Annotated in this window: 40 protein-coding genes, 1 tRNA gene and 1 pseudogene; 27 read left to right on the top strand and 15 right to left on the bottom strand. The window is 62.7% G+C overall.

Annotated features, from left to right (window positions below; translation table 11 throughout):
* Positions 1–6: 6 nt before the first annotated feature.
* The 4 genes from ASF61_RS22725 to ASF61_RS10865 are packed head-to-tail and all read right to left on the bottom strand — an operon-like array spanning position 7 to position 4,606.
* Positions 7–855 carry a YdaU family protein gene (locus ASF61_RS22725; protein ID WP_082491445.1) on the bottom strand — a complete coding sequence of 283 codons (849 nt, stop codon included), beginning with the start codon at positions 853–855 and terminating at the stop codon, positions 7–9.
* On the bottom strand, positions 852–1,268 hold the full coding sequence (locus ASF61_RS10875) for a hypothetical protein (protein WP_056155201.1): 417 nt from the start codon (positions 1,266–1,268) through the stop codon (positions 852–854). Before ASF61_RS10875 ends, ASF61_RS22725 begins: the two co-directional genes overlap by 4 nt.
* Positions 1,265–3,895 carry a DNA methyltransferase gene (locus ASF61_RS10870; RefSeq protein ID WP_056155198.1) on the bottom strand — a complete coding sequence of 877 codons (2,631 nt, stop codon included), beginning with the start codon at positions 3,893–3,895 and terminating at the stop codon, positions 1,265–1,267. The genes ASF61_RS10875 and ASF61_RS10870 overlap by 4 nt, the downstream gene beginning before the upstream one ends.
* Positions 3,896–3,928: 33 nt before the next feature.
* Positions 3,929–4,606: a recombination protein NinG gene (locus ASF61_RS10865; protein ID WP_229205794.1), complete on the bottom strand. Its 678-nt coding sequence runs from the start codon at positions 4,604–4,606 to the stop codon at positions 3,929–3,931.
* 50 nt (positions 4,607–4,656) lie between these two features.
* Here ASF61_RS10865 and ASF61_RS10860 point away from each other — a divergent pair, with 50 nt between their 5' ends.
* Entirely contained in the window at positions 4,657–5,313 is a 657-nt protein-coding gene (locus ASF61_RS10860) for a hypothetical protein (protein ID WP_056155188.1), read from the top strand.
* A gap of 34 nt (positions 5,314–5,347) precedes the next feature.
* Here ASF61_RS10860 and ASF61_RS10855 read toward each other — a convergent pair whose 3' ends face one another.
* Entirely contained in the window at positions 5,348–5,785 is a 438-nt protein-coding gene (locus ASF61_RS10855; RefSeq protein ID WP_056155185.1) for a hypothetical protein, read from the bottom strand.
* 35 nt (positions 5,786–5,820) lie between these two features.
* On the opposite strand from ASF61_RS10855, the gene ASF61_RS10850 reads away from it, so the two are divergent.
* A complete protein-coding gene (locus ASF61_RS10850) occupies positions 5,821–6,234 on the top strand; it encodes a hypothetical protein (RefSeq protein WP_056155181.1) in 414 nt (137 codons plus the stop codon).
* 11 nt (positions 6,235–6,245) lie between these two features.
* On the opposite strand, the gene ASF61_RS10845 is transcribed toward ASF61_RS10850, so the two are convergent.
* The 10 genes from ASF61_RS10845 to ASF61_RS22720 all read right to left on the bottom strand — a co-directional run bounded on the left by ASF61_RS10845 (position 6,246) and on the right by ASF61_RS22720 (position 11,608).
* Positions 6,246–8,237 carry a DNA cytosine methyltransferase gene (locus ASF61_RS10845; RefSeq protein ID WP_056155178.1) on the bottom strand — a complete coding sequence of 664 codons (1,992 nt, stop codon included), beginning with the start codon at positions 8,235–8,237 and terminating at the stop codon, positions 6,246–6,248.
* On the bottom strand, positions 8,234–8,554 hold the full coding sequence (locus tag ASF61_RS10840; protein WP_056155175.1) for a hypothetical protein: 321 nt from the start codon (positions 8,552–8,554) through the stop codon (positions 8,234–8,236). The genes ASF61_RS10845 and ASF61_RS10840 overlap by 4 nt, the downstream gene beginning before the upstream one ends.
* Complete coding sequence (locus ASF61_RS10835) at positions 8,551–8,742, bottom strand: hypothetical protein (protein WP_056155172.1); 192 nt, start codon at positions 8,740–8,742, stop codon at positions 8,551–8,553. The genes ASF61_RS10840 and ASF61_RS10835 overlap by 4 nt, the downstream gene beginning before the upstream one ends.
* Positions 8,743–8,796: 54 nt before the next feature.
* Positions 8,797–9,069, bottom strand: a complete 273-nt coding sequence (locus tag ASF61_RS10830; protein WP_056155167.1) for a helix-turn-helix transcriptional regulator — start codon at positions 9,067–9,069, stop codon at positions 8,797–8,799.
* Positions 9,070–9,097: 28 nt separating this feature from the next.
* Positions 9,098–9,283 (bottom strand): hypothetical protein, encoded by a 186-nt coding sequence (locus tag ASF61_RS10825; protein ID WP_056155165.1) that lies wholly within the window; start codon positions 9,281–9,283, stop codon positions 9,098–9,100.
* Positions 9,280–9,666, bottom strand: coding sequence for a hypothetical protein (locus ASF61_RS10820; protein ID WP_156369525.1), 387 nt, complete (start codon positions 9,664–9,666; stop codon positions 9,280–9,282). Before ASF61_RS10820 ends, ASF61_RS10825 begins: the two co-directional genes overlap by 4 nt.
* Before the next feature lie 92 nt (positions 9,667–9,758).
* Positions 9,759–10,535, bottom strand: a complete 777-nt coding sequence (locus tag ASF61_RS10815) for a KilA-N domain-containing protein (RefSeq protein ID WP_056155160.1) — start codon at positions 10,533–10,535, stop codon at positions 9,759–9,761.
* A gap of 47 nt (positions 10,536–10,582) precedes the next feature.
* A complete protein-coding gene (locus ASF61_RS10810) occupies positions 10,583–10,873 on the bottom strand; it encodes a hypothetical protein (RefSeq protein ID WP_156369524.1) in 291 nt (96 codons plus the stop codon).
* 88 nt (positions 10,874–10,961) lie between these two features.
* Positions 10,962–11,330: a hypothetical protein gene (locus tag ASF61_RS10805; RefSeq protein WP_056155154.1), complete on the bottom strand. Its 369-nt coding sequence runs from the start codon at positions 11,328–11,330 to the stop codon at positions 10,962–10,964.
* Positions 11,327–11,608, bottom strand: coding sequence for a YdaS family helix-turn-helix protein (locus ASF61_RS22720; RefSeq protein WP_082491443.1), 282 nt, complete (start codon positions 11,606–11,608; stop codon positions 11,327–11,329). Before ASF61_RS22720 ends, ASF61_RS10805 begins: the two co-directional genes overlap by 4 nt.
* 70 nt (positions 11,609–11,678) lie before the next feature.
* Here ASF61_RS22720 and ASF61_RS10800 point away from each other — a divergent pair, with 70 nt between their 5' ends.
* From ASF61_RS10800 to ASF61_RS10700, 25 genes and pseudogenes are all read left to right on the top strand, one after another.
* A complete protein-coding gene (locus ASF61_RS10800) occupies positions 11,679–12,416 on the top strand; it encodes an XRE family transcriptional regulator (protein ID WP_056155152.1) in 738 nt (245 codons plus the stop codon).
* Between the two features lie 23 nt (positions 12,417–12,439).
* Positions 12,440–12,946, top strand: coding sequence for a hypothetical protein (locus ASF61_RS23255; RefSeq protein WP_156369523.1), 507 nt, complete (start codon positions 12,440–12,442; stop codon positions 12,944–12,946).
* Between the two features lie 374 nt (positions 12,947–13,320).
* A complete protein-coding gene (locus tag ASF61_RS10795; RefSeq protein ID WP_056155149.1) occupies positions 13,321–13,641 on the top strand; it encodes a hypothetical protein in 321 nt (106 codons plus the stop codon).
* Positions 13,641–14,003 carry a hypothetical protein gene (locus ASF61_RS10790; RefSeq protein ID WP_056155145.1) on the top strand — a complete coding sequence of 121 codons (363 nt, stop codon included), beginning with the start codon at positions 13,641–13,643 and terminating at the stop codon, positions 14,001–14,003. The genes ASF61_RS10795 and ASF61_RS10790 overlap by 1 nt, the downstream gene beginning before the upstream one ends.
* A gap of 52 nt (positions 14,004–14,055) precedes the next feature.
* The gene (locus tag ASF61_RS10785) at positions 14,056–14,394 is read left to right on the top strand and encodes a hypothetical protein (protein WP_056155142.1); all 339 of its coding nucleotides are present in this window, start codon (positions 14,056–14,058) and stop codon (positions 14,392–14,394) included.
* A 151-nt stretch (positions 14,395–14,545) separates the two neighbouring features.
* Positions 14,546–14,725 carry a hypothetical protein gene (locus tag ASF61_RS10780; protein WP_056155139.1) on the top strand — a complete coding sequence of 60 codons (180 nt, stop codon included), beginning with the start codon at positions 14,546–14,548 and terminating at the stop codon, positions 14,723–14,725.
* Between the two features lie 66 nt (positions 14,726–14,791).
* Positions 14,792–14,873 (top strand) — tRNA-OTHER (locus ASF61_RS23250).
* A gap of 157 nt (positions 14,874–15,030) precedes the next feature.
* Positions 15,031–15,288, top strand: a complete 258-nt coding sequence (locus ASF61_RS10775) for a hypothetical protein (protein ID WP_056155136.1) — start codon at positions 15,031–15,033, stop codon at positions 15,286–15,288.
* The gene (locus tag ASF61_RS10770; RefSeq protein ID WP_056155133.1) at positions 15,285–15,506 is read left to right on the top strand and encodes a hypothetical protein; all 222 of its coding nucleotides are present in this window, start codon (positions 15,285–15,287) and stop codon (positions 15,504–15,506) included. The genes ASF61_RS10775 and ASF61_RS10770 overlap by 4 nt, the downstream gene beginning before the upstream one ends.
* A gap of 109 nt (positions 15,507–15,615) precedes the next feature.
* Positions 15,616–15,750 carry a hypothetical protein gene (locus ASF61_RS24320; protein ID WP_255354556.1) on the top strand — a complete coding sequence of 45 codons (135 nt, stop codon included), beginning with the start codon at positions 15,616–15,618 and terminating at the stop codon, positions 15,748–15,750.
* Positions 15,747–16,016 carry a hypothetical protein gene (locus tag ASF61_RS10765; protein WP_056155127.1) on the top strand — a complete coding sequence of 90 codons (270 nt, stop codon included), beginning with the start codon at positions 15,747–15,749 and terminating at the stop codon, positions 16,014–16,016. The genes ASF61_RS24320 and ASF61_RS10765 overlap by 4 nt, the downstream gene beginning before the upstream one ends.
* Complete coding sequence (locus ASF61_RS24315; protein ID WP_255354555.1) at positions 16,003–16,137, top strand: hypothetical protein; 135 nt, start codon at positions 16,003–16,005, stop codon at positions 16,135–16,137. Before ASF61_RS10765 ends, ASF61_RS24315 begins: the two co-directional genes overlap by 14 nt.
* A 67-nt stretch (positions 16,138–16,204) precedes the next feature.
* Positions 16,205–17,134: a RecT family recombinase gene (locus tag ASF61_RS10760; protein WP_229205793.1), complete on the top strand. Its 930-nt coding sequence runs from the start codon at positions 16,205–16,207 to the stop codon at positions 17,132–17,134.
* A 48-nt stretch (positions 17,135–17,182) separates the two neighbouring features.
* A complete protein-coding gene (locus ASF61_RS10755; RefSeq protein ID WP_056155121.1) occupies positions 17,183–19,084 on the top strand; it encodes a YqaJ viral recombinase family protein in 1,902 nt (633 codons plus the stop codon).
* Positions 19,085–19,108: 24 nt separating this feature from the next.
* Complete coding sequence (locus ASF61_RS24455; protein WP_307155904.1) at positions 19,109–19,813, top strand: KTSC domain-containing protein; 705 nt, start codon at positions 19,109–19,111, stop codon at positions 19,811–19,813.
* A complete protein-coding gene (locus ASF61_RS10740) occupies positions 19,810–20,883 on the top strand; it encodes a hypothetical protein (RefSeq protein WP_056155117.1) in 1,074 nt (357 codons plus the stop codon). The genes ASF61_RS24455 and ASF61_RS10740 overlap by 4 nt, the downstream gene beginning before the upstream one ends.
* Before the next feature lie 28 nt (positions 20,884–20,911).
* Positions 20,912–21,376: a recombination protein NinB gene (locus ASF61_RS10735; RefSeq protein WP_056155114.1), complete on the top strand. Its 465-nt coding sequence runs from the start codon at positions 20,912–20,914 to the stop codon at positions 21,374–21,376.
* 7 nt (positions 21,377–21,383) lie between these two features.
* A pseudogene (locus ASF61_RS23735) lies at positions 21,384–22,274 on the top strand (recombination-associated protein RdgC); the annotation flags it as partial.
* 84 nt (positions 22,275–22,358) lie between these two features.
* Positions 22,359–22,853 (top strand): DNA translocase FtsK, encoded by a 495-nt coding sequence (locus tag ASF61_RS24380; RefSeq protein ID WP_307155911.1) that lies wholly within the window; start codon positions 22,359–22,361, stop codon positions 22,851–22,853.
* Entirely contained in the window at positions 22,850–23,476 is a 627-nt protein-coding gene (locus tag ASF61_RS10725; protein WP_056155111.1) for a hypothetical protein, read from the top strand. Before ASF61_RS24380 ends, ASF61_RS10725 begins: the two co-directional genes overlap by 4 nt.
* On the top strand, positions 23,469–24,095 hold the full coding sequence (locus ASF61_RS10720) for a hypothetical protein (protein ID WP_082491439.1): 627 nt from the start codon (positions 23,469–23,471) through the stop codon (positions 24,093–24,095). Before ASF61_RS10725 ends, ASF61_RS10720 begins: the two co-directional genes overlap by 8 nt.
* Entirely contained in the window at positions 24,092–24,487 is a 396-nt protein-coding gene (locus ASF61_RS10715; protein ID WP_056155106.1) for a hypothetical protein, read from the top strand. The genes ASF61_RS10720 and ASF61_RS10715 overlap by 4 nt, the downstream gene beginning before the upstream one ends.
* A 91-nt stretch (positions 24,488–24,578) precedes the next feature.
* The gene (locus ASF61_RS10710) at positions 24,579–24,812 is read left to right on the top strand and encodes a hypothetical protein (RefSeq protein WP_056155103.1); all 234 of its coding nucleotides are present in this window, start codon (positions 24,579–24,581) and stop codon (positions 24,810–24,812) included.
* The gene (locus ASF61_RS10705; RefSeq protein ID WP_056155098.1) at positions 24,809–25,627 is read left to right on the top strand and encodes a hypothetical protein; all 819 of its coding nucleotides are present in this window, start codon (positions 24,809–24,811) and stop codon (positions 25,625–25,627) included. Before ASF61_RS10710 ends, ASF61_RS10705 begins: the two co-directional genes overlap by 4 nt.
* The gene (locus ASF61_RS10700) at positions 25,624–26,247 is read left to right on the top strand and encodes a hypothetical protein (protein WP_229205792.1); all 624 of its coding nucleotides are present in this window, start codon (positions 25,624–25,626) and stop codon (positions 26,245–26,247) included. Before ASF61_RS10705 ends, ASF61_RS10700 begins: the two co-directional genes overlap by 4 nt.
* Positions 26,248–26,297: the final 50 nt, after the last annotated feature.

The following is a 26,297-nucleotide window of genomic DNA, read 5'->3' as shown; positions in this document are numbered from 1 at the left end:
CGGCGCTCAGAATTTGCCATCAGCGCTAACCCCGGCCCGGTAATCCTGCGAAGCGAAGTTTCCATGTTTCGTGCCTTTCTGCGGCGTGCCGCGTTTGATCGTCAGTTGGTCCCACTTCTCGCGCAGCTTGGCGGGCGACAGCATGTTGGCTTTCCAGAAGTCGTCGTCCTGCGCCCAGCCGAACAGCTCGCAGATCTCGCGGTGGGACCGGTGGTCGCGCTCGCGCATCAGGCGCACCTCGTCGGCCCATACTTCGAAGTTCGGCGCCTTATGGCCGGGGTTGTTCGTCAGGATGCGGCCGTAGAGCCAGCGCGCGCACGTCTCGTCTTCAGGCGTGCTGCGGCGCTGCTTGCGGCGCTCCCTGCCCTCGTCGTCAATCTGCTCGTCGCTCGCGTTCGGCGCGTCGGGGCTCTGCGCCGACAAGGTTTTATTCTTATGGTTATTGGTTAATGGTTTATGGTTAGTTGACGGACGTTGAACGTCCGTTGAACGTCCGTTCAAATCTTGTTCAACGCCCGTTGGCTTTTTTGTTGTACGACTGGCAGCAGAAGCTCTACCTGCAGCCGAAGCTTTCTCAGCCTTCTCGTGAAACGCTCGAATTTCACTGTCGCAGCGCTCGTGGACGTACCCATCTGTTGTCTTTTGGAACTTAAATTTCAACAGACGTTCAACGGCCGTTCGCTCCTGTTCAACGGTCGTTCCAAGGATGTAGAACAGCTCTTCATGGTCCAAAGGCAGCGGTTTTTCGGTGTCGTAGTACATGTCCATCATGTCGCGGTATAGCCAGCGCTCCAGACGCCCCATGGTGAAAGTACCGGCGCGGAAGTCGCCAATGTGGTGCTGGTAATAGTTCATGGTCGGGACTCCACGGTGCTACCAAACATTGCAGCGACGAGCGGGTCGCGCGCAGCCTTGCGCTTGCGCGCCCGGCACTTAGCGAGGTGGAACTCGTACCGCTCAGCGTCTGCCCGCAGCTTCGCTTTAGCGCGCGCCTGGCGCTGCTGCCCGGTCCGACGTGCGGGCTTCTTCGCGTCCGCGCCGCCGCCCAGGGCATATGCGGCAACGCGGGTTGCGCGAGGCGTGCAACGCAGTGGCCATTTCGCGATGTGGGCCAGGCCTTGGGCCTGCATGAACTGCAGGTAACGGCGCGCCTGCTCAAAGCATAAAAATACTTTCGGCGCCAGGTCGTGCGCGCACAGCGGGCCGGCTTGGAGTGCTGCCGTGATGGCGGCGATTCGGCGTGCGGTGAGTGGGTGATCGGCCTTCACTTTTCATTCTCCAAGTCCAGGGCTTCGAAATCGAACAGCGTCGGCACCGACAGCTCGCGCTCCATAGTGCGGCAGTAGTGCACTTGGTCGGCGAAGTACGCCGGATTCAGTTCCGAGCCAGCGCCGCGCCGGCCCAGCTTCATCGCGCGCACAGGCACCGTGCCCAGGCCGCAGAAGGGGTCGTACACAACCTCGCCCGGGTTGGTATAACGGCTAACCAGCCGGTCCACAATGTCGATCTGGAAGGGGCATACGTGTTTCTCTACCGCGCGGGCTGACTGCTCGCCGTTTAGCGTCCTCATGCGCACGATGTCGTGCCACACCATCGGATCGTTGCTGCCCGGGGCCAGGCTCATATAGTCAGCCGGCAAAGCCTTGTTCGCCAGCATCGCCTCGGCCACGTCCACGTGGTACTCATAGTTGTAGACATTGGTTAGTGACAGCTCGGTGAACAACTTGGCCAACTTGGCCGGACCGTAGCTGGCCAGCTCCTGGGCGCTCAGCAGCCGGTCGCCACTGGTTTTCCAGTACGCATGCGCATCAAGCTGCCAGCGGCCAACGCTGTAGCCTGAGCCCGGGATCGGCGCCAGCTTGCGGTCGAAAGGTACGGCGGCGCCCTGCTCATCCAGACACATCGGCTTGGCCTTGGTGACCGGCACGTCGGCATAGCCACGGCTACGGTCGGTCTGCGGCTTGTGGAACAGCAGGATGTATTCTGGTGATCCGACGCCCATCTTCGTGCCGTCCTTGCAAACCTCGGAATAACCCAGGCGGTAGGTCTGATTATTTTCGCGCACGACGTCGGTTGTGACCGTGATCATGCCGATGTAGTCGAAGCCGTGCTTGATGCCATGGAACAGCGCCTCGGCGTGGAACGGGCTGACCGTGGGCACGCCGGCGCCGGTGACGTTGCCGAAATTGATGCGGTCCTTCACGTGGCAAGCGTAGATACGGCCCGGCTGCAAGATGCGCAGCAGCTGCGGCGTCAGGAAATCCATCTGGCGCCAAAAGTGGTCGTTGTTCTGCGTGTGGCCGAAGTCGTTGTAGCTCGGCGTGTATTCGTAATGGTTGGCGAACGGGATGCTGGTGATGATCATGCCCACCGAGTTGTCGGGCTGCTCGAGCGCTTCGAGCACGCAGTCGTTGTTTGCCACCTCGAAGCGGTCGCCGGCGACGACCTGGCGCTGCACGCCGATCGTGCGCGCCAGCGAATCCTGCATCGACAGTTGGTCGAGCCCGTAGGTGCGGATGATCTCGCCCATCTTGGCCTGCATTTCCTCGTGCTGTCGCCACTTCACCTGCAGGTCGGCCAGCACCTTGCGCTCGACCTCGGTATGCACGATGTCGATGATGACCGGGTGCGCCTGCTGGAAGCGCTGCACGCGGTGGACGGCCTGGATGAAATCGTTGAACTTGAATCCGATCCCCGCGAAAATCTCGCGGTGGCAGTGCTGCTGGAAATTGCAGCCGCTGCCGGCAATGATGGGTTTGGTGGACAGGATCTGCACCTTGCCGTCGCTGAAGTCAGCGATCCGCTGCTCGCGCTCGTCGATCTGCTGCGTACCCCACACGCTCACGGCAGACGGAATCGCCGCCTGGATTGCGTGGCGCTCATCCTCAAGATCGTGCCATACAAGAAAGTGATCAGCGGGATCGGCCGCGATGATCTCGGCCACCTTCGCCACGCGCGCGCCCATGCTGTCGCGCTTCTCGCCGGCGGCGGCGGACAGGCCCATGGCCACATTAGGGATCAGCAGGCCCTGGCCGTTCTTCTCGGCGCCGGCTGTGTCGTAGTTGCTGGGCACCTCGTGGTACCGGACCTCGATCGGCGGCAGGTCGTAGCCTTCGTCCGAGTGGCCCAGGTCGCTGGGCTTTTGGATGAAGACTGCCCAGCTGGCTACCCACAGCCAGAATTCATGCTCCTTGTGCGGGTAGAGTGTGAGATTGCCCGCCTTCTCGCTATCGCGCTGGAAGAAGCGCGTCAGGGCCTGGCCAGTGTCCATCACGCCCAGGTAGCCGGCGTAATGGATCAGTTCTTTGAACCGGTTGGGACTCGGCGTGGCGGTGTACACGAATTTGAACTCCACCGGCGCGAACATCGGCAGGAATTCTTGGTAGGTCTTGCTGCCGTAGCTGCGCAACACGCTGGCTTCGTCAAGGCCCGAGGCCTGCCACTTCGTCACGTCCACCTTGGCCTCGCGCACAGACTCGTAATTGGTCATGTAAATCGTGGCCGGGTCGTCTATTTCAGCGTCCGAGCGGATGAAGCGCAGGTCGATGGCCTGGTCGCCAGTGAAGCGTTTCGCCACCTCGCGCGAGAACTCCTGGCGCACGCCCAGCGGCGCGACTATGCCACGGATCCCGCCGGGCCGGTGGATGCCGATCTGGCGCATCACCTCAAGATTAGTGCTGGTCTTGTGCAGGCCAAATGAAGCGAAGACGGCGCGCTGGCCGCCGGCGAGTGCCCAGCGCACGATGTCGCGAGTGTGCGGCTTCAAGCCCGGGTGGATTTGCTCGAGCGGTACGTCGAAGCCTTTAGACGGCGCCAGCTTGATTTTGTCGCGGAGGAACTGGCCGTATTCGGCCTGGATCAGCAGTTTCTGTTCTTCGTGGCTAAATGCGCTCATGGTAATTTCCGTTGGTGATGTTGACGACGGCCGTCAGGCCGCCGCCTTGAGTTCTTTTAAAAGTTTTCGGTAGTGCGCGGTCATGGCGATCAGCTGGTCGGCCGTGTAGTGGCGCGGTTCGTTGTCGGCCTCCAGCGCCTCCACAGCTGCCTGGCCAATGCGTTTGATCAGGCCGATGCGGTAGTCGACCGCGCGGCCGGCGCCGTAGCGGTTGCAGTGCACCAGCTGGCGGTGCACGTTGTCCGGATGGAAGCGCAGGTGTGGAGCGCTGCCGACGCTGCGATAGTGGCCGGCATCCCAGCCGTGGGCGCCCAGGCCATCCACGCCGGTCAGGGCGCGGCCGCAGCAGATGCACGGCAGCAGCCGATCGCGAAAACGCACCCAGGCGTTGAAAGCCTTCTGGCAGTCGGCCACGTGGTCAGCCTTGCGCTTGAACTTGGCCAGCTTCTCCTGGCGGTCCTTGCGCTCGGCCTTGGCCGTGGCCTGGCGTTGCTTGTCGAGCTTCGCCAGCGCCACCACCGTGCCGCACTCAGGCGAGCACCAGGTCACGAACGGCTGCGGTCGAACGAACTCGGCGCGGCACGACTTGACCACGCACTTGTGCTTCTTCTCGCGCGCAGCCTTGGTGATGGTCTTCGTAACCTCACGCGCTTCGATACGCTCAGTGCGCGCGAAGGCCTGGCGCTTCATTGGGGAGGAGCCAGTTTTCATGGGTGTGCGGCGCATCATGCTACGATCCGCAATTTCACTGGGATAGCGAAATGTCCAAACTTAAAGCTGCAGTTCGCACGACGACGAATATTGTGGCCATCGCCTTTATGTTGGGGATATTTGCCTCGATGTTGTTTGCGCTTCGGCTTGTCATGCAGGATCCGAAAAAGGGATTGGCGTCGAGTGAGGCGGCTGGTTGGGTTCAAGCTATAGGCTCGGTAATCGCCATCGCTTCTGGTTTTGCGCTTGCAAATCGACAAGCTCAGAGTGCCGCAGCGCTCGCAAAAAGGGAAAGACTTGAGGAGGACGTTGAGCGACTCCTCTCCGCGTTTGCCGTGGTCGCACATGCCAAAGAAATTATCGACGAAGCATTCACCAATATGAGCAACAAGGGATCCTTCATGGGCTATTTCCTCGTCTCGTCCTATTACCTGGATTTTCACGGAGGGAAAAGGGCCATTGAGTTGATACCTCTGCATGAACTGCGCTCGACTGAAATGATTAAAGGGGTGCTCGGCGTACAAAACTGCCTTGCTTCGGCGTATCGCCTCACCGAATTTGGTCGCGAAAATCCCCATCTGGATAATCAAAACATTGACGAATGGTTCGCTCAGGTCGAAGAATTCCGCCTGGCCAGCGAAGACGCGTTTGAACGCGTGTCCAATGGAGTCGATCGCGCACGGGCTTTGCTGAGCCAAGAAACTTGAGCGCGATTTAGTTTTTATACTGCCGGGCCGAGTTTTAATGCTCATGAAGTAGCTCCAACGCGTGGCGTGCCGCGACTGCGCTCAAACCCGCCAGCTTGCAACCATCACGAGTGGCGTGGAAGTAGCGCAAGTCCAAAAGCATTGTGCCAGCGCGCACGAAGCCGCCAGCCACCAGCCGCTCAAGCGCAAGCAGGTCGCGGCGGTTGGCCAGGTATTCGTTGCGGAAGCCCCAGCGGGACTGCGGGTGGTGCCCGGTGGCGCCCAGCATGTGGTGAAGCACGTCGAGGTCGTCGTCTTGCAGCGTCGCGACGCGCGCGGCGAACAGGCAGGCGACGCAGTGCTGATGCTGGACTAGCTGCTTGGCCGGCGCGGCCTTGCCGCAGGCGCAGCGCTGGGGCCTGAGCACAGGCGCCGGCTTTTCGTTGGCGATGGCGCGGTGACGGCGCTCTTCGCGGGACAAGTCGTATATCATGATACGATTCCTTTTGGATAACTTTTGAGGTTTAAATGGACGCTGCAACCGTGGTAGAGCCCTACCGAGAGTTTGAGATCGAGATAAAAACAACCCCCATGCAGGACCACTCTTGGACCGCTCACGTAACAGTGAGATATCAAGGAAAACAAGTTGGGATGCCGAAGCTGGAGGGAAATTTCGCAAGCCAGAAAGAGGCTGCAAAGATGGCTCTTCTCTTGGGTCGCAACTTTGCAGAGACTTGGCGTGCAAAAAAATCTGCGGAACAAAGCACGACTGGCACAATAGTGCTTGTCGGTACCTTCTTCTACCAATTCCCGTCGGCTGAAGAAGCCAAAGCAGCGTTGCGATGGCTGTTTGATAGCAATGCCACAGCGGAAGAATTCGACGTTAGATTTGCCGAATTTCGGTACATGGCTATGAGTCTCGGCAACACATTCACGATCTAGTGCAAAAATATTCACGCTGCCACCCAACCCACGTCACGCTCATGCATAAAGTTTGCTTGTATCAGCGCGCGCGCCATTGGCGGGCAAACGCTGTTGCCGCACATGCGCACCTGTGCTGACTTCGTGAGCGAAATGCGCGGCAGATCCAGCGGGCTGCCTTCTACCTGGCTGCCGTCCTTGAATAGCAGCGCTGGATCCGGGATTTCGCGGATCACGTAGTCGGCTGGAAAGCCCTGAGCACGGTAAAGCTCGGCCGGGTCGAGCATGCGCAGACCGATATCCACGATCTGGTAGTCCACGCCTTGGATGGTGACCAGGCCATAGCGGTCTTTGGTGGTCACGGTGTGCAGCGGCTCCTCGAGGCGAGGATGCTGGTCGGTGCCGTAGTACTTGAGCAGGAAGGCTCGCACCTCGGCGTGATGCTGGCCGCCGGCGCTGATGGTGTGTAGCGGCTCCTCGACGCTCGCGGTGCTGCTGGTGCCGCGCAATTTCACCAGACTGCTGGTAACGACGCCAGCCGTGGCGCCGCTCGCGGTGATGGTGTTGATCGGCTGCTCGACATCACGGATTCCGTGGCTGAAACGTTTGCCGCCTTCCTTGCCTTCCCCATGGCCCATATGAATCAAGTTCGCCGTCACGACGCCCAGCGCGTGCGGCGCGCCGGCCGGGTTTTCTTTCGGGCCGGCCGTGATCGTCGGTACCGGCTCCATCATGTCGCTGCCAGTGGCGCCGGTGCGAAACTTCGTAATATGCGCGGTGACCATGCTGATGTGGCCGCCCTTCACTTGCGCGCAGATCGTACGCAGCGGCTCGTTCACCGGCATCACGCGCTGGTTGCTCGCGTTGGCGTGTTCGTTCAAGAATGCGCTGACCAACGCCGCCTTGCCGCCTCCGGCGGTGACGGTGCCCAGCGGCTTCTCTATGTCCAGCGCGCGCGGCGCTTGGCCCTCGCGCTCGCCGTAACCAATCTGCACCATCGAGGCCACGGCCAACGCCTTCTCGCCGCGCTGCGCGCCGGTGATCGTGCGAAACGGTTCGCTCACGGACTCGCTCCTGTCGCCGCTCTGATGGGTGACCGGGATGATGGTAGGCAGGACTACGGCGCGGTGGTTTTCGGTCGTGAGGGTGCCGAATGGCTGCCCGACAGACACTGGCTTGCCGGAATAGATCGGGCCGCCCTGCCCCACGATGAATGGCGCGGGCGCTTCCACCACGTAGCGCATGATGCCCTTGGCGATGCGACGCAGCGTTGCCGGCGCCAGCGGGCGCTTGCGCTCGAAAATCGACGGACACGGAATTGACCAGTCGATGCATTCGGCCGCCGTGCGGTGCGGCAGCAGCTTGCCCGCCAGCACGCCCGGCGAGGTCGGCGCACCATGCGTGGCCGCCGGCCAGCGGATCGGCAGGCCGTCGCGGCGCGCCACGAGGAAGAAGCGTTTGCGAATGGTCGGGGTGTCGTGGTCGCTGGCGCGCAGCTCGCGGTGGTCCACCGTGTAACCGTGCGCGCGCAGCTGGCGCAGAAAGCTCTCGAAGGTTTTGCCCTTCTTCGCCGGATCCGGCCGGAAGTTACCCTCTGCGTCCACCAGCAGCGGCCCCCAAGTCTTAAATTCTTCGACGTTCTCGAGCATGATCACGCGCGGCTTGCACTTCGCCGCCCAGCGCAGCGTCACCCAGGCCAGCCCGCGAATATTCTTTGCCACCGGAGTGCCGCCCTTGGCCTTGCTGAAATGCTTGCAGTCCGGCGACAGCCAGACCAGGCCCACCGGCTGGTTGTTCGTGACCTTGATCGGGTCCACGTCCCACACACTTTCGCACAGGTGCTTCGTGTGTGGGTGGTTCATGGCGTGCATTGCCAGCGCTTCGGGGTCGTGGTTGATGGCGATATCGACCGGGCGGCCGAAGGCTTCTTCCAGGCCGGTGCTGGTGCCGCCGCCTCCGGCGAAGTTGTCAATGATCAGCTCGTGGCCCAGGTCCAGCGACATGGTGAAGTCGTCGCGCTTCATGCTCGCGCTCCTGCAGCACGGCGAACGATGCGCACCGGTGCGTGATAGGGCGTCCCGCGGTATGCTGGACCAGCGACCTGGCCGGCAGCTGGCAGATCGCGAGACAGATCGGTCAAGCGGTAGAGCAGACCGTCAAAACTGACGTTGCGCCCGATCATATTGCTGACCATGTCGCGAACGGCATTTTCATCGGAGTTTTTTTCGATGTTCACGTTGGCGCGCTCGCAGAGCTGGTAGAACGTGGCGGGGCCTTGCTTCAGTGCGGCGAGCAGCAGCAACGTGCGGCTGCCGTGGTGGGGTGCGCGTTTGTGCGTCATGGCTGGCCACCCTCGCCTTTCAGCAGCTGGTCGGCGCAGGCGCGCAGCTTCTGCTCGTTGTGGCGGTGCTTCGTGCGTGCGCGGTCCTTCTCGGCCGGCGGCGCGGCGATCTTCGCCTTGTCAGTAACGCGCCAGTCCTTGACGGCGGCCAGGGCTTTGCTCTCGGCGTAGTTGATCGAGGTCGTCATGGTTCTGACCTCCGGGTGTAACGTGTTATCATGGTGCCCTCTGTAGTTGATTTGCTAAGCCGGCCTGGACGCCGGCTTTTCTATTTCCGCAATCGGGCCGTACTGTCCGGACCTCTCGCGGATCTCTTGAACGCCCATGCCGAAGTACTCATGGATGAACAGGATCTGCTTTGCCGAGAGGCGCTGTCGGCCGCTCACCAGGCGGCTGATCGTGGCGCCCGTCTCGCCCATTTCCCGGGCCAACTCGGCGTAATTTTTTAAACGGTGTTCGGTGATCAGGTAATCCAGCAGTTCGCGCACGCTGGGCGGCACGGGGCCTGCTGTCATGGGGGTGCTCCGGCCGAAGTCGAGTAGCTCATGGTTCGCACAGCTCCAGCGCCTGCTGCTCGGTAAAGCCTTCGGCCACCAACGCCAAATACTTAGCGCGGCTGATCTTCGCGCTGAGTTGCGCTATCTCGATGTGAGCGACCAGGTTCTCGCGCATTTCGCGAACCAGCACGGCCAGCTTGACGCGGCCTTTGTCTTCGTCGTGGTGACTCACAGTCCACCTTCTTTCTTTGGCGCCATGGTTGGCGGCAGGTACACCGCCTGCGCGTCAGCGCTTTGCTTCGTGGCCCACAGCGTGGTGCGGCACTGGCCGATGCACGGAATTTCCTGCGGCTCGACGTAGCCGGCCAGCTGCGGCGCGGCGCCGGGCTCAGGCTGTGCCGGCGCCGTGGTCATCGCCAGGTGCAGCGCGCCGGCGGAGGCCGGCGACAGCGTGATCGAGCGGTCCATTACCTTGGCCGTTGCCAAGTGGTCGCGCAGCTCGGGCAAGCCGATATCAGCTACGGCGGGCGCGAGAGCAGCATGCGGCAGCATCTTCACAATGTCGAAGGCGATGCGGCCAGCCGTGAAACCGTCGAGCACTGTAGTGGCGGCCAAATGCAGTCCAATACGGCGCTCGAGGTCCATTTCAGCAGCGATGTCCTCGATTCCTATCGCCGCTGCGCGCGGCTGATTGTTCGCTGGGCTATTCACAGGGCCACCTCCGCGAGTACCGAATCCTTCCACTTCACCTGCTGGATCGGCGTGCCATTGCCGTGGGCCTTGCCGGTGTCGAGCACGACGGCGTGCTGGCGCCCCTTCTCAGTCGGCACCCAATGGCCGGCGATGCTCTCTTGCAGGCCGGCGTCGAGCAGGCGCTGGTTGAAGCGGATGGCGCTCTGGCAAAAGCGCTTACCGAGCTCGGTGGGCGTGAAGCAAATTTTCTGGTCTGGCGTCGGCATGTGCTGCTGGCCGGCGAGCGCTAGAAGGTTCACGCCGGTCTGCGCGGTGATGATCTGGTTGGCGCCGATGGCGGCCGCATTTTTGTCGATGCCGAACGAGCGCAGCGCGCGTACAACCGTCGGCGCCATGCTGGCGGCAACCATCAAGGGCGACTTCGCAGGTACCGCGCGCGCAGGCTTTGCTGCTGGCGCCGGGAGCGCGCCGGTGACCAATGCATCAAACGTACGGATTACTTCCAGGTGGAACTTGGCGCTGATCCACATCGCGTAGGCGTAGACCAGTTCCTTGCCGGCGTAGGTGCCCTGGTTCAGGCCGCCCTTGATACTGACGACCGATGCAGGAATTCCTGCATCGCCTGCTTCGGCAGCGAGCTGCGCGACCAGGTCCTGGGCCTGCTGGTTTTCGAGCCAAAGCGGCGGGCGGTGGCGCGGTGCGGCGCCGGCTGCCTTATGCAGGTCGTTCAGCGAGTAGCGGCCGAGGTCGTCGGAGCGGATTGGTACGTTGGCAATGATCAGCTGGTTCACGGCTCTTCCTTTGGTTGCGCCCGGCGGGTGCGGGACTTGGTGGCGATTCAGGAACGCATCGGGCGCAGCGCGCCTCGCGATACCCGGCGCACGCCCTGGGCGTGGCCGGGGAACGAGAAGGCCCGGCGCAGGCCTGCATCAGGGCCTTCACGGCGGCCAGGCAGGCGCGTAACCTGCTGGTGTGCGGTTGCGATGCGCATGCCGGCCTTGCGCAGGAAGGCGCTCACGCCGATGTCAGCGGCGTGGCAGTGGCTCTGTAAGGCGGCATGCTCTTCGTCGCCGACATAGACCTTGATGACGTTCAAGCGGGGGCTTGGCTTATGGTTGGTGCTGCTCATGGTGTTGCTCCTATAGTGATGCGGACTTCAGGATGGAACCGGCAAGGTCTGAGCCGGCGATTTGCGAAATTGTTTGCGTCGGTCGCCGTCAGCCGGGAAGGCCGGATGCAGCGGCGCCAGTGGCGGGCTCGACTTGGGATGCGCGGTCGCCCTGCTTGGCCAGAACTTCCAGCAGCGTGGTGGCGCGGCGAAGTTCGGCAAGGATCGGGGCCTGAGAATCGTCAGCCACCAACACGGACTCGATGAACTCGCCGGCCTGCGCCATCAGCGCATCGTTGATAGCAGCTTCGGCACGACGCGCAGCCTCGGCAGCCTGGTCGAGCTTCGCTATCGCGGTGTCCAGCGGTGCGCTGTCGATCTCGAAGTCGAGTTCCATCGTGATGACGCTCGGCGCGAGCTTGGCCGGCGCCGGCACGTAGCCGAGCAGCGCAGCGATCCGGTTGAGTGCGGCTTTCATGCGGGTTCTCCGGCGCGGTTGAGCGAGGTCACGTCTGTAGGAGCGGCAGCGGCGCACGATGGCGCCAGCTCTGGCCAGATGTTCTGCCAATCGTCCGGGCGAAGGTCCTGACGCGTAACCTGGCCCTCGGTAGCACGCTCGATAGCGAGGCAGTGACGAATGGCAACCGGTCGAATTCCTTCGATCCACTGGTGTAGCAGCGCTGGCGAAACGCCGACGGAGCGAGCTAATTTCGCTTTCTTCACTTCCGCCTGTGCCGAGTATGTTTTGAGGTTCATGTGCGAACTATAGCGCCGCTACAGTTTAAACACAAGCCCTGCTACATTCTTTTTTAGATAGCATTGCTATATGAAGATATTGACTATCGAGGAAGAGGCCGCGCGCCTCAAGGAACGATTCGCGGGGGTGAATCGTGCGGAGTTCGCGCGTGTGCACGAGATCAAGGGCGGCCAGTCCATGATCTATCAGAACATCACTGGCCGGAGGCCCATAAGCATGGAGGCAGCAATGGCTTATGCGCGGGGGTTTGGCTGTACCTTGGAGGATATAAGCCCAAGGCTGGCCAAGGAGGCGCAAGCAGCTGCGAGCCATTTGGAACTGGTGCCACCAGCGAGTGAGTTACCGAAGGGCGCGATGAGAGTGGTAATCGATGACCCAGAAGATCAAAATTTCTACCATATCAAGAAAGTAAAACTTCAGTTGCGCGCCGGGGTAACTGGCTTTCAGACGGTGCCCGATATCTATGATGGTGACACGATAAGTTTGAGGAAAAACTGGGTAGATCGCAAAGGCATTCACCCTAGCACCCTACTCGCTCTTTCCGTAACGGGAGAGAGCATGGAACCAAGTCTTTACGATGGCGATGTTGTGGTGGTAGATACTGCCGACAGGATAATGAAAGACGGCGAGGTGTATGCCTTCAATTACGATGGCGAGTCGGTGATAAAGCGCTTGGTGAAGGAGCGCGGCGAGTGGTGGCTATTTTCCGATAATCCTGATCAGGCTCGCCACAGGCCGAAAGGATGTCGTAGTCGGGACTGCGGCATCATAGGAAGGGTTGTGCGGCGAGAAACAGATCACATTTAAATAATGGAATATTGGTCAATGCGATGAATAAACCGTCATCAACTTCTAAACGCGTCGCACTCCTGGTAGTGGTAGCAGCCGCCATCAGCTGCGCGATTTTTTGGCTTAAATATGAAAGCTGGGTGACGCTACCCAAGGCACGCGAGTTGGTCGCCGAGCGTGTAATAGACCCTACCACCATACTTTTCCGAAACGATCGACTCGTTGACTTCAACTGGCATTGCGGAGAGTTTAATTCCAAGAACAGAATGGGCGCCTACACCGGTTTTGAAAAATTTATTTCCGGCCGCCAGACCAAAACCGTGTATATCGAGAGTGAGGGTATGCTTGGCGAAGAGTCGCCCGAGGAGTTTTTGCTTGTATTGACCAAAGTTAATGAACGACTCGATCGGATTGCAAATTTAAGAAAGCAGTTCCCTAACATCCCAACGCCAAACGACTCTGTAGATACTCAGTACGAGCTCGCTCGGCGTGAGGTTTTTAAAGACCACTGGAAAGAAATCTGCGAAGCGAGTAGCCCGCCCGCATAGGACTCTCCACTGTCTCTTAACCAGCCCGCACATGCGGGCTTTTTTTCGTCTAAAGCTTTCCGATCGGTTCTTCGGGCTCCGAGCCTGACAGAATGGCCATCGTACAAATGAACGGCAGCCAAGTACCCATGGGGCTGCTGCGCGCCCCCGACCACCCGGTGAAAGCACCTTTTCTGTAGCAATGCTGCACATCATGCAAAAATAATTTTGAAGAACTGTAGCGCTGCTATTGCAAGTGAAATATAGCTGCGCTATAGTTCATCCATCGAAGCAAACACAGCGATGGAGAACGAAATGTCACCAGCCGAACTTGCAGCACTTGCCGAAGCCGCCCTCCGCGGTGAGGTCGCATACGCCGCCCAGCAGGTGGCGAAGTGATCGCCCTGATCGTTGGCGCGCCATCTGGCAGCGCCTTCCACTTCACCGAATTGGCTGCTGACCTGGCGCCGCGCGCGCCGCGCTTGAGCCTGGTCGCAGCAGCACCGGCAGACGGTCGCCAGACCGTTGCGCAGTTCTGTGCCGCACGCGGCATGACCCGTACCAACACCGAAATGAGCCGGATCGGTCGCCGCGCTGCGGCGCTGAGCCGCGCCGCAGGCCACCTGATCGGCCGCGTGTTTGAGGCGTACGGCGAGGTCAACACGTACGAGCCGGCAGTGCTGACCCAGGCCTTCGAAGCTGCCGAGGCTGCGTAATGAATGCTCCGATCAACTTCGCGCTGCTCCAGCGTGCCAGCGCGCCGGCCGTGCCAGCACAGCAGCCGACCGTGACACCCGGTACCCGCGTGCTGGTAGTGGGCTACGAACATGACGGCGTGCTGCTCGACCTGCACGGAACGCTCGACGCGGCCGGCTACGAAGTAACGGACGTGACGCTGACCGGCCACGACGTGGCGCTGACCGCATTCTTCAGGCGCCCCGTATTGCTCGAATTCGACGACTGGTGCAACCGCACGCTGCCGAGCGCGCACGAGCTGCGCCAAGTGTCGGCCGAAGATGCGCGCATCGAGCGCATGGAGTGGGAGCGCAACTTCAACGTGGAGCGCCCACCGATGTGACACGCGACAGGAAGTGAAGTCCTGCCCCATCCACCAATTTTAGGAGTTCATCGTGAAAAAAGTCATCGTTGTTGCCGCGCTGCTGATCGCCTCCACCCTGCAGGCCGCACCAGTTGAAAAGCAGTGCGCTGCACTGCAGAAGGTAGCTGATGTCGTCGTGCTGCTCAAGGCGCAAGGCGCGCCGGAAGCCGAGGTGCACAAGGAACTGAATGGCGAGCGGCCGAATACACAAGTCGCCCAGGCCATCCGCGCCGTGTACGCCGGCGCCAGCGCCGCACAGGTCAAAGCTGAATGCCTGGCTGATGCCGCGCCCGGCCCGCTCCGTCCTGGCCGCACAAGCACCGACCCGAACGGCGCGCAGTCGATCGGCGACGTGCTGGTCACGCACTAATCCGAATGCGGTCGCTGGGTGCTGCTACCACCTGGCTAGTCCTGGCCAGGCGACGAAATCGCGCCCAGTGGGATCTGGAATGCCCGCGTCGCACTCGCACCGTGCCGCCGGCCGGCGTATCCGGCCACCACCAACCATAGAAAGGCATCACATGAGTTCGTTCAAGAAAAATCAGGCAGTCACCGTCGTGGGCACCAAGGCAGCGCCAGAACGTCGCCCTGGCAAATACATCGCTACCCATCCGTCTTTGCGCGGCGACTTCATCGAGGTCCTGCTCGAAGGCTCGACGGCTACGACGAAATTCCGCGCGTCGCAGGTGGCAGCGGCCTGATCCTTTGGTGGCCGCCTGGCCGCCAGCAGCACCCGTCCCGCGCCGGGCAAGCGCGGGAACCACATCGAAGCTGTCGTCTAGCGGCTAAGGGCACCTATTCCGAGCGCGACGGTAACGGGGAACGCTGGTTCGAATCCAGCCGGCTTCGATGTGGTGAGCAACCCCATGACGATGGGCGAGAAACACGGTGGAAAGGCGCTGCAAGCTCAGCTATTCGCATCACGCCAAGCGGGTTCGAATCCCGCCATCACACGCAGCGACCGGCGAACGCGGTCCCCAACAACGAAACGAACAGGGAGAGCGACATGAGCATCACGAACAACGGCGGTCCGGCGTTCCCGAGTCTGGAGGCTACGGTAACCGGCATCGACAGCGACGGCCAGGAGCGGATCGACACCGAGGCATATGGCGGGATGTCGATGCGCGACTACTTCGCGGTGCGAGCGTTGGCGCCGATGATCGAAAACAAGACCAAAGGTAGTTGCGAATATAGGAACGAGCAGGAGATCGCCACCCGTGCGTATGCGTTCGCCGATGCCATGCTTGCGGAGCGTGCGAAGTGATCGCCCGCCACATCACCGCCGGCCGCGCCTCGCGCCTCGCCGTATCGAGCGCCCTCGCCTTCGACTACCAGGATAGCGGCTTCGAGGACGCGCTGACCAGCGGCAACCTCGACGCAGCTGAGCAAGTGCCCGCCGGCAGCTGCTGCAGCGCGCCGGCCACCGCTGGCCGCAACGCGATCCGTCTGCAGCTGACCTACCGCGAGGGAGCCGCATCGTGAAATATCGCTTCCTCCGCGCCATCCTGGTTGGGTCCGTCGCCGGCTTCGTGATGGGTAGTGCGGCCGCCGGCGCCCTCTGGTTCGGCGCTCTCAAATCGGTGGTGTTGCCATGATCTACCAGCTCACCATCAAGCACGAGGACGGCCGCATCGAGCACCGGACTGCCATCGGCGCCCTGGGCGCGATCTGCGACGCGCTGTACGACGCTGGCGCGCTGGGCGTAACCGCCATGGTGCGCACGTGAGCGCGCTGGAGACGGGCCTGATCGCCCAGTTGCCCAGGACGCCGTGGACGCCACATGAGCGTGCGCTGCGCCGCATCGTCAGCCTGTACACCGGCAACTCGATGATGACGGGCCACGAGCTGCGCGTGCTAAAAATTGCGCTGGAGGGTTTGGGCGTGCCGAGTTGGAAGAGACGCCAGGCTGTGCAAGCAGCGATCCAGCTCAAGCGCGACCGTGTCATGGCTGAGCGCGCAACGCCCCACGGAGGCACCGATGAATCTGCGTGAATTTCTGACCATCGCAGCGCTGCTGATCTTGATCGCGGCGACCTATGGACACATGCAGCAAGCCGATGCGCGCGCCGCGCAGCGGGAGCAAGAAATCTGGATCGGCAAAGGCGACAAGTAGCTGGCGCCCCAACACCGCGAAAATACCTGCCACCGGCGGCAACAACGAAGTTAAACAGGAGAGAAGCATGAACGCAGTCACCCGAGAAGCGCAATCCGCCATGCAGCTGTCGAGCGCCCCAATGGCGCCGGCCAGCACCGCCTCACTCGTCCTCGATGTCAGCAGCATGGAAAGCATCATGCGCCTGGCCGACATCATGGCCAAGGGGCGCGCGACGATCCCCGACCACCTCAAGAGCAGTGCCTCGGATTGCGCGGCCGTGATCATGCAGGCAATGCAGTGGCAGATGAACCCTTTTGCGGTTGCGCAGAAGACACACGTGGTCAACGGCGCCCTTGGCTACGAAGGTCAGCTTGTGAATGCGGCCATCGTATCGAGCGGCGTGACGCAAGACCGCTTCAACTATGAGTGGTTCGGCCCATGGGAGCGCATCATCGGCAAGACCAAGGTGGTCAGCGTGCCCGAACGCGGCAAAAAGGGCGACAAGGATTACCGCAAGGCCTATCAGTTCCATGCGCCCGACTACGACTTGAACGCCGAGATCGGCCTGGGCATCCGTATCTCGGCCACGCTGCGCGGCGAGACACAGCCGCGCACCCTCGAACTGCTGCTGGTGCAGGCCAGCGTGCGCAACTCCCCGCTGTGGGCCACCGATCCCAAACAGCAGCTGGCATACCTCGCCGTGAAGCGTTGGGCGCGCCTGTATGCGCCGGACGTGATCCTGGGTGTCTACACCCCTGACGAGCTCGACGAGTCGAGCCGCGAAATTCGCGACATCACCCCGGCGCCGCACCAGGCTGCCGCTGAGCCGCACACCATCGACCAGCTGCCGGAATGCACGGATGAGCTGTTTGCCGAGAAAACGCCGGTGTGGCGCGAAATGGTCTTGAGCAAGAAGAAGACGCCGGCGCAGCTGATCGCGATGTTGAGTACTCGCGCCACGTTCACCGAGGCCCAAAAACTGACCATCGACAGTTGGGCCCACGAGCAAGAGTAATCCGCAGCAGCACCACCGACCACACCCCGAAAACTACCAGGACAGAACATGCAACGCGAGACCACCCTCACCCGTGAAATCCACAACCTGCTGCAGGGCAGCGACGACTGGCACGCCTTCCGCTTCGCGCACCACGGCGCCAGCGAGGCGGCTGCCATGCTGGGCCTGTCAAAAAAGGTCACCCGATCAGAGCTGGTGCGCATGAAGGCAACCGGCCTCGCGGAAGAATTCAGCGAGTGGGTGCAGGAACACATCCTGGACTACGGCCACCAGGTCGAGGCCACGGCCCGCCCGAACGCCGAGAAAATCTTGGGCGACGACCTGTACCCGGTGACACTGTCGCTGGGGCGCGAGAGCGCATCCTGCGACGGCCTGACCATGGACGAGACCATCGGCTTCGAGCACAAGCAGTGGAACGAAGAGCTGGCCGCCGCCGTGGCCGGCAACGAGCTGCCCGACGACCACAAGCCACAGGTCCAACAGCAGCTGATGGTCACCGGTGCAGAGAAATGGATGTTCATGGTGTCCGACGGCACCGAGGAAAACATGGTCTGGATGTGGGTGTATCCGGACGCCGCCTGGTTCGACCGCATCCGCGCTGGCTGGGAGCAATTCGACGCCGATGTTGCCAGCTACAAGCAGGTGGACCATGCAGTGAAGCCGGAAGCCGCGCCGGCCGCCGCGCTGCCCGCGCTGGTCGTGCAGACCGAGGGCAAAGTGGTCAGCAGCAACCTTATGGCCTACCAGAAGGCTGCCGAGAAGTTCCTCGGCACTATCAAGACCGACCTGCAGGATGACCAGGACTTCGCGGACGCCGAATACAACGTGAAGTTCTGCGGTGAGGCCGAGGACAAGCTCGATCTGGCCAAGGCGGCCGCGCTGGCGCAGACCTCGACCATCGACGAGGTGATGCGCACGGTCGACCACATCAAGGCCCAGTTCCGCGCAAAGCGCCTGGAACTGGAAAAGCTGGTCAAGACCCGCAAAGAACAGATCAAGGAAACGATCCTCAACGAAGGCAAGCGCGATTACGCAGACCACATCGCAGGGCTGGAAAAGGAAATTGCACCGCTGCGCCTGGCTCTGCTGCCGCCCGACTTCGCTGGCGCCATGAAAAACAAGCGCACGCTGGCCAGCCTGCACGATGCCGTGAACACTACGTTGGCGAATGCCAAGATCGAAGCCAACCAGAAGGCCGGCGATTACCGCCTCAAGCAGGCATGGTGCAAAGAAAACGCCACCGGGTACGGCGCCCTGTTCATGGATATGGCGCAGATCATCGGCAAGCCGATGGACGACTTCCAGCTGGTGGTGCGCACCCGCATCGCTGATCACGAGCGCGCCGAGGCCGCCAAGCAGGAAGCGCTGCGCGCCAAGATCGCGGCCGAGGAAAAGGCCAAGGCCGAAGCTGCTGCGGCTGCCGAGCTGGCCGCCCAGCGCCGCGCCGATGCCGAGCGTCAAGCCGCAGCCGACCAGGCAGAGCGCGAGCGCGTCGCCGCTGCCACGAAGGCGCAGATGGAACAGCAGGCCGCCGCGCTCGCCGAACAGCGCGCCAGCCAGGCAGCAGCCGACCGCGCCGCCCAGGACGCGCAGCCAACCCGCGAAAGCGCCCTTGCAGCTGCACACGCCAGCATCGCGCGAGACCAGGCTGCAGCACTGGCCGAACAGGGCCGGCTGAGCGACCTCGCCAACTCGCAGGCAGGCACTGCTGAGGCAGATCTGTTCTCGACCGGCGCCGCGGTGAACGCGCAAACACCGCCGGCGCTGCGCCTAGGCCAGATCAGCGAACGCCTCGGCATCACGCTGACCGCTGACTTTCTGACCGCGTTGGGCTTTGCGCCGGCGGCCACCGACCGCGCCGCCAAGTTGTATCACGAAGCTGATTTCCCGCGCATGTGCGCTGCTCTGACCCGCCACATCGCCGCCGTGCAGACGAAGTACGCCGCATAACCCCATCACCACCAGGAGTCATCCATGAACGCAAATAGCATCGCCCTCACCCCGGTCAAATCCAGCAAGCTCGCGGCCATCGGTCACGACGCCGCCAGCCAGACTCTGGCCATCCAGTTCTTTGCCAAGGGCGCGCCCGGCAACGTGTACCACTACGCCAATTTCACGGCCCAGGAGTTCGCTGCCTTCGCCACTGCCGAATCGATCGGCAAGCACTTCATTGCGCACATCCAGCCGCACAAGGACAAGCACCCGTACACCAACATGGGTGTGCCGGCGGCGGCGCCGGTCGCGGCACCGAAGCTGAGCAAGGAACTGCTGGCCGTGACGCTGGACGGCCGCGAATACCCATTCGACATGACGAAGGAAGAGCAAGCCCAGGCGGCTGCCGCCGGCCTGGTGGTGATCTTCGGCGCCAGCGACGACCTGATGGAACTGCGCGGCGCCATCGATGATGAATTCGGCTGCTACGACGGTGGCACGGCGCTGATTGATGTGCAGGGCATGCTGCCTGGGCGCGAGAACATTGAAGACGACGTCGAGCTCAAGGACTACTTCTCGCGCGAACCGCTGGCGCGCAAGGTCGAAGCCCTGTGGTGCGCGGAAGATGACACCAGCTGGACCTACCGCACCGACGTGCCGCACGCGACCTTCGACATCATGGAAGACGGCATCGTGTACTGCCGTGGCATCGTCATCGACGTGGTCGACCTGGGCGTAGCGCCATGACGATGACCAAGGGCCGCATCGAGCGCGTAGGCGCCATCGGCTTCGGTGACGCCTACGTGTACATTCGAGAGGAAGGAATCTCGGCAGCGCGCGCCGCTGGCGGATGGCCGGCAGAAAAGGCATGGGAGCGACAGTTTAAGCGCGATGTGTTTGCACGGATTGTGCAAACCCTGCGCCGAATCGGATGGAGCGTCTTGCCTTGGGATGAGTCGGACCAATACAAGGCAATTGCGCTCAACCACCGCACCTGCTCTAAGGGCGACCTAAAGGGACAGCTCGAGATGTCGGGCCGCTGCATCAAATTCGAGATGTGGCAGGACGTCACGCTGTCTGAGAACCGCAACGGTGGGCGCTACGACTTCGGTAAGGAGGCGCGCATGCCATACCTGTTGCGCATCGAAATGGAACGAGCAAGGCTCCGCATACGGGACTACCTGCTGAACGCCTTCACCGGCTATGTGTTCGAGCCATCGGCCCCGAAGATCGGCTTGAACGGCGCAACTGCGCTGGAATATGCCAAGCATAGTCAGCGATCCTCGGGCCACTACGTCGAGCATCTTGGGCGCGCTTCTTTCAACAGCCCAAGCAACGGCTTCACACGCGACGGCGTTGCCATCGAAGATGGGGCAAAAGTCTATGCGATCACCCGCAAAGGGCGCGTGGTCTACGGCGCTGCGTACTACAGCCTGAATGGCCGCTGGATGGTCGTCACGGGTAAACATGGCGTTGAGTGGGCAGATCACCGGGAGCTTTACGCGGCATGCCCGGGCGACCCGCGCGTAAAGCGCAACGCGCGCCAGCGCCGCCAGCGGATCGAGGGTGAAATGGCGAGTGCGATCAAGGCGATGAAGTTCGAGCGCGCCGCCGTGCTGCGCGACATTCTGTTCCCAGGGAAGCCAGCACTGTTTGCCATATGGAACGAGCAGAACAGCCTGTACCACCGCGCCGGCACGTGCGGTTACACCAGCGACCTGTCGGAAGCCGGCAAGTTCACGGAGGACGAAGTTCGCGGCTGGGACCGGGCGCCGAACAAGGTCATCGCCCTCAGCTCCGAGGCGGTGCCAGCATGACGGCGCGCTGGTCGGCGGGAGCACCGCCATGACGCGCCCGAAGTTCGAGCAGCGCAAGCTGCTGCTTCGCGGCCAAGAGCATGTCGACCGCGCCATCGCCCTGCTCCGCAACCTGCCACTCGACGCGGAGAAGCCGCTGGAGGTGCTGGTGCGGGAGGAAGTGAAAGCCCGAAAGCTGGATCAGAACGCTCGCATGTGGGCCGGGCCCCTTAAGGATATAGCAGAGCAGTGCTGGAGCGACCAGCGCCAGTACAGCGCTGAAATCTGGCACGAGTACTTCAAGCAGCAGTTTCTGCCGGAGGAATACGACCCAGAGCTGTGCAAGGAAGAAAGCTACCGCAAATGGGATTTCGATCCGGGCGGACAGCCGGTTCTGGTGGGTAGCAGCACCGACCTTACGGTCAAGGGATTCGCCCAGTACATGGAGCAAATACACGCTTTCGGCGGCCAGATGGGCGTCGAATTTCACGAAGCGCCGCCGCGCGGCTATTAAAGGATTGATGATGTTTAAAAATTTACAGGTTTATCGGCTGCCGGCGCACTGGGCAATGACCGCCGAAGCGCTGGCCGAAGCGCTCGCTTCCAACGCCTTCGCGCCGGCCAGCAGCACCGAGCTGATCCGCCAGGGCTGGGACTCGCCCCGCAAGGACGGCGCGCTGGTACACGCAGTCAACAAGCAGATGCTGATCCGCCTGCGCGGCGAGAAGAAGCTGCTGCCGGCCACCGTCATCAACCAGGTGACGAAGGCGCGCGCCGCCGAAATGGAAGAGGCCCAGGGCTTCGCGCCGGGCAAGAAGGCCATGAAGGAATTGAAGGAGCGCGTCACCGACGAGCTGCTGCCACGCGCTTTCAGTATCGAGTCAAACACCTGGACCTGGATCGATCCGGTCAACGGCTGGCTGGTGGTGGACGCGGCCAGCCCGGCGAAGGCCGACGAAGTCATCAAGCTGCTGCTCAAGGCGGTCGACAAGATACCGCTGGAAAGCTTGCGCGTACAGCGCTCGCCGGTGGGCGTGATGACCGAGTGGCTGCAGTCCGACGAAGCGCCGGCCGGCTTCACCATCGACCAGGACGCCATCATGCGCGCCACTGGCGAGAGCAAAGCTCAGGTCGCGTATAAGCGCCACACCCTCGAGCCGGACGACGTGCGCCGCCACATTGCAGCCGGCAAGCAGTGCACTCGCCTGGCGATGACCTGGGACAGCAAGATTTCGTTCGTGCTGGACGAGACGTTGGCCATCAAGAGCGTCAAGCCGCTCGACGTGCTGACAGAAGAAACGCGCGGCACCAGCCGCAACGACGACGAACGCTTCGACGGCGACTTCATGCTGATGACGGGCGAGCTGGCCAAGCTGCTGGCCGATATCGTGGAAGCGCTGGGCGGTGAAGCGACGGTGGGCGCGCCGGGCGTTGAGAAGCGCCCGCAAGCCGGCACGCAGCAGAACGTCGAGCGCGCCATCCGCCTCACGGCCGAAATGTACAAGACGCGCGATATGCACCGCGCCGTGCTGAACGAACTCTATGAAAAAACGATCCAGCCCGTGATCGAAAGCGTGCGCGAACACATGGCCGAAAAGAGCTTGGGCGCCGTAGAGGCAGCGCTGGCCATGGCTAAGGCTCTGCCAGCCGGCTCGCAGTCTCAGCAACTGCTGCTCGTCGCTGCCATCGAAATTGTCGAGCCAACCCAGGCACCCGCCAAAGGCGACGAGCCAGTGCGCGAGCAGCGCGTGGTGACGAACCTGGCCGCTGACGTGCCGGCCGGCGACGGCAGTGCCGTCGATCCGCTGTACGAGCAGGCCGTGGCAGTGGTGCGCACCAACCAGCGCGCGTCGATCTCGCCGGTCCAGCGCCACCTGTTGATCGGCTACAACCGGGCAGCGCGCCTGCTGGAGGCGATGGAGGGATCGGTCGTTGGCCCGATGCAGTCGAACGGCAACCGCGAGCTGCTGGCGCACGGCGGTGCCGCATGAGCGCAAACACGGAAACGGAACTGGCTGCAGTAAAAATCAGCCTGGCCAGCGCCGAGCAGCAGCTGGCCGAACGCGACAAACGTGTCGCTCAACTGCATGCGCAGGTAGGCAACTGGCATAAAGCCTGCCGTGGCCTGCAAGACCTCGTGAACGATATCGGCCTCCTTCTCGGTGGCGACTTGCCGCGCCAGCAGGTGACTCAGGTTGCCCGGGAGCGCATGGAGCGCATCGCCGCGCTGGAGCGTCGCATCCACTCCGACGCCAAGATCATGCATGACGTGCTGGTCGGCAACCAGGCCGCTTGGATCGAGTGGCGGCGCGGCGCCGGCGCCGAGGCGGCAATGACCTGGGTGCAGAACAGCCTCATGGGTGTTGGCGTACCGGATGAGGCCGCGCCGTGGGCGAGTGAGCCGCAGGCCTGGTACAGCGCCAACAAGGCTGATCCGTTTCCGACCTGCTTCTGCGGCCGCCCGTCGAATACCCTCTGGATGGGCCGAGGGTTTTGCAGTGATGCGCACTACGAACAAGGCCGCGCCAAGGCTGATGCGGATGCGGCTGGCAAGACTGGGCTGCCGCTCTTCGACGGCACGTCGCCTGACACCGAGGGAGGCAGCTGTGACTGAACGCCCCATCCTCATGAACGGCGCCATGGTGCGCGCCACGCTGGACGGCACCAAGTCGCAGACGCGGCGGGTGATGAAGCGGCAGCCGGAATACCCGATTGTCATCGCTGGCGACCCACACACGAACCGCTACCAGATGGAAGGCCGCGAGGCAGTCACGCTGGCCAGCTTGCTGCGTGAATGCCCATACGGCCAGCCGGGCGACCGCCTGTGGGTGCGCGAGACGTGGCGCTCCACAGGCGATGGCGGCCGCGCCGACTACCTGGCGCCGAGCGACATGCAGCCGCATCCGGTCTGGTATGACGCCGACGGCGCCGCGCCAGCCGAGCGGTGCGTCGGCAAGACACGCGTCAGCATTCACATGCCGCGCTGGGCCAGCCGGATCCTGTTGGCGATCGTCAGCGTGCGGGTGGAGCGGCTGAACGACTGCAGCGAGGCGGACGCGCGTGCCGAGGGCATCACCCTGGAGGATCGGCACATGCGCGGCTACTGCGCCGGCGAGTATCTACCCCCAGCGATTCGTGCGTATAGCGAGCTGTGGGACGAGATCAACGGCGCCGGCAGCTGGGCGGCGAATCCGTGGGTGTGGGTGGTCGAGTTCAAGCGGGTGACACCATGAATCCGCGTATCTACAAGAAGCAGGCGAAGCGCGCGGTGGAGCTGCTGCGCAGCTGCGGCGGCTGGCCAGACGTTCCTGACGTTGCCAAGGTGGACCGCTGGAGCCATCCTCAAGCCTTTGGCCTGGAGAAAAACGGTATCGGGATTGACGGCTGCCCCGTCTTCTGGCGCTCATGCTACACGGATTGCGGCACGGAGTGGGATATGCATTGCCCACGCAGCGAGTGGATCGATTGCCACTATTGGGGACTGGTTCCCGACGGCCACTTCAGGAATGGGGATGAAGCATATCCGCTTCTGACGCAAGCGCAGCGGCGGGAACGCTTTAAGCGCAACCAGATCGCACCAGGCTGGCGGTGGCGCGGCGGCCGTGCTGTGAAGGTGGCGCCGTGAGCGCCAGCGTCATCCGCCGCGTCGCCTGCATTGGCGCCCTGAAGCTGTACGGCCTGGCCCTGGCCGCCCTGCTCTGCGACTGGATGTCGAGGTGAGCGCGCGCGACCAGGCGCCGGCGCCGACGGCACAGGACCAGGCCGACCAGCACGACCTGCGCATCCACCGCGCGAAGCAGCTCGCGCGCCCGGTGATGCATGCAGGAGTAAAGAAATTCATCGCCGGCTTCTGTTGGCACAAGGGCGACCGGGAAATGGTCGTCTACATGGAGGGCAGCGCCGAACCGGTGCGGCCCGCTGACATTACGATTTTGGAGCAACCGACATGACTGACATTTATAAAAATGAGGCAGCACCGCGTCAACCAGCGGCTGAGCCAACGCACAAATTTGTGGATGTGCGTGATAGCTACTACTCGCCAGCGGTGTCAGCGTTATCCGGCCCCGGCGGCTTTACGCCGGAGCAATGGGCCGCGATCCGGACCCTCGAAAGCCAGGCTGCCGCGCAGCCAGTGCAGCAGCCTGCGCCAGTGGCGGGGCAGTCGAACCCGCATGCGGCCACGTACCCGGAAGAAATCTGGCTGAATCCGGGCGAGGCCAATGCTGACGAGTGCATCCCATATACAGACGGCCTTGAACTGACGTGGTGCTGGGAACGCATCGACAGCATGGACGTACGGTATGTGCGCGCCGACTTGGCTGCCCACGTTCCTGCTCACGTTCCTGCCGCCAGAGTGCAGCCTGGCCCATTCCCCGAGCGTGACCAATCCCAGCCCGCCGGGCAGCAAGGCTTGTTCCACAAGTTCGAGGTGCGCCGCGTGAACGGAAGCGATGCGCCAGGCGGCAAGCATCGCGGCTGCCGCTACTTCGTTCTGGATATGGATCACGACCAGCACGCCGGGCCTGCACTGGCCGCGTATGCTACGTCCTGCGCGGCGACGCATCCGGCCCTGGCTGCCGAACTGACGGCACAGTTTGGGAAGCCGGATGGCGGGCACGACGTGGTGCTGGCTTTTGAGCAGGCCGCGCAGGCATGTGATCAGCAGGCGGATGGCACTAATGGCCCCTATCGCTCGGCGTGCCTGCAATGCGCCGACGCCGTGCGCGAGCTACGTGGCGCCGCTGCAGCGAAAGGCGGTGCGTGATGGGTGACACCATGTTCTACGGCGTGCTGCGCATGCCCTACGAGCTGGCCATGGCCGACGAGATCAGCCGGCGGCAGTTCCACAGCCGCGCGCTGGAGGCGGCCGACCGGGTCCAGCGCGCGGAGCGCGAGAATGCTGAGCTGCGCGCACAACTGGCCGCACACGCCCCGGCGCTGGCCGCACCCGCAGGCTACACGCTGGTACCGGTGCATGCCGGCGCCGACGAGATCGTGAGCGCGCTGTATCGCCGCTTCAGGGCCTGGTGTGGCCGCGGCTTCGGTCCTGACGACGTGACCTGGTGCGAGGTGAAGGCGGATGTACTTGCGCTGATCGCCGCCACCCCGCCGACGGCGCCGCCCGGCTGGCAGCTCGTCCCGACGGAACCCACGCCCGAGATCATCGCCGGCGCCGCAGTCGCCATCTGGCCAACTGCCAAGCCCGCCGACATCGAGCTGGCGCGCCGCGCCGCGCTGCTGGTGCTTATGCAAATGGATGCGGCGCCAGGCGTAACAGCGGACCTGCTGGCGGCGACGCTGGCTACCATGGCGCCAGCCTACCGGGCGATGATCGCTGCCGCGCCTCGCCACACTTCGCAACCTACGCTGGAGACGCCACCATGATGATGAACGAGAACGAGCTCAAGCGAATCGCAGAGCTTGTTGCAAGTCAA

This window comes from Duganella sp. Leaf126, assembly GCF_001423125.1.
Lineage (GTDB): Bacteria > Pseudomonadota > Gammaproteobacteria > Burkholderiales > Burkholderiaceae_D > Rugamonas.
Note: the sequence above shows the minus strand (reverse complement) of the source record. Positions and strands in the feature narration are given on the sequence as shown.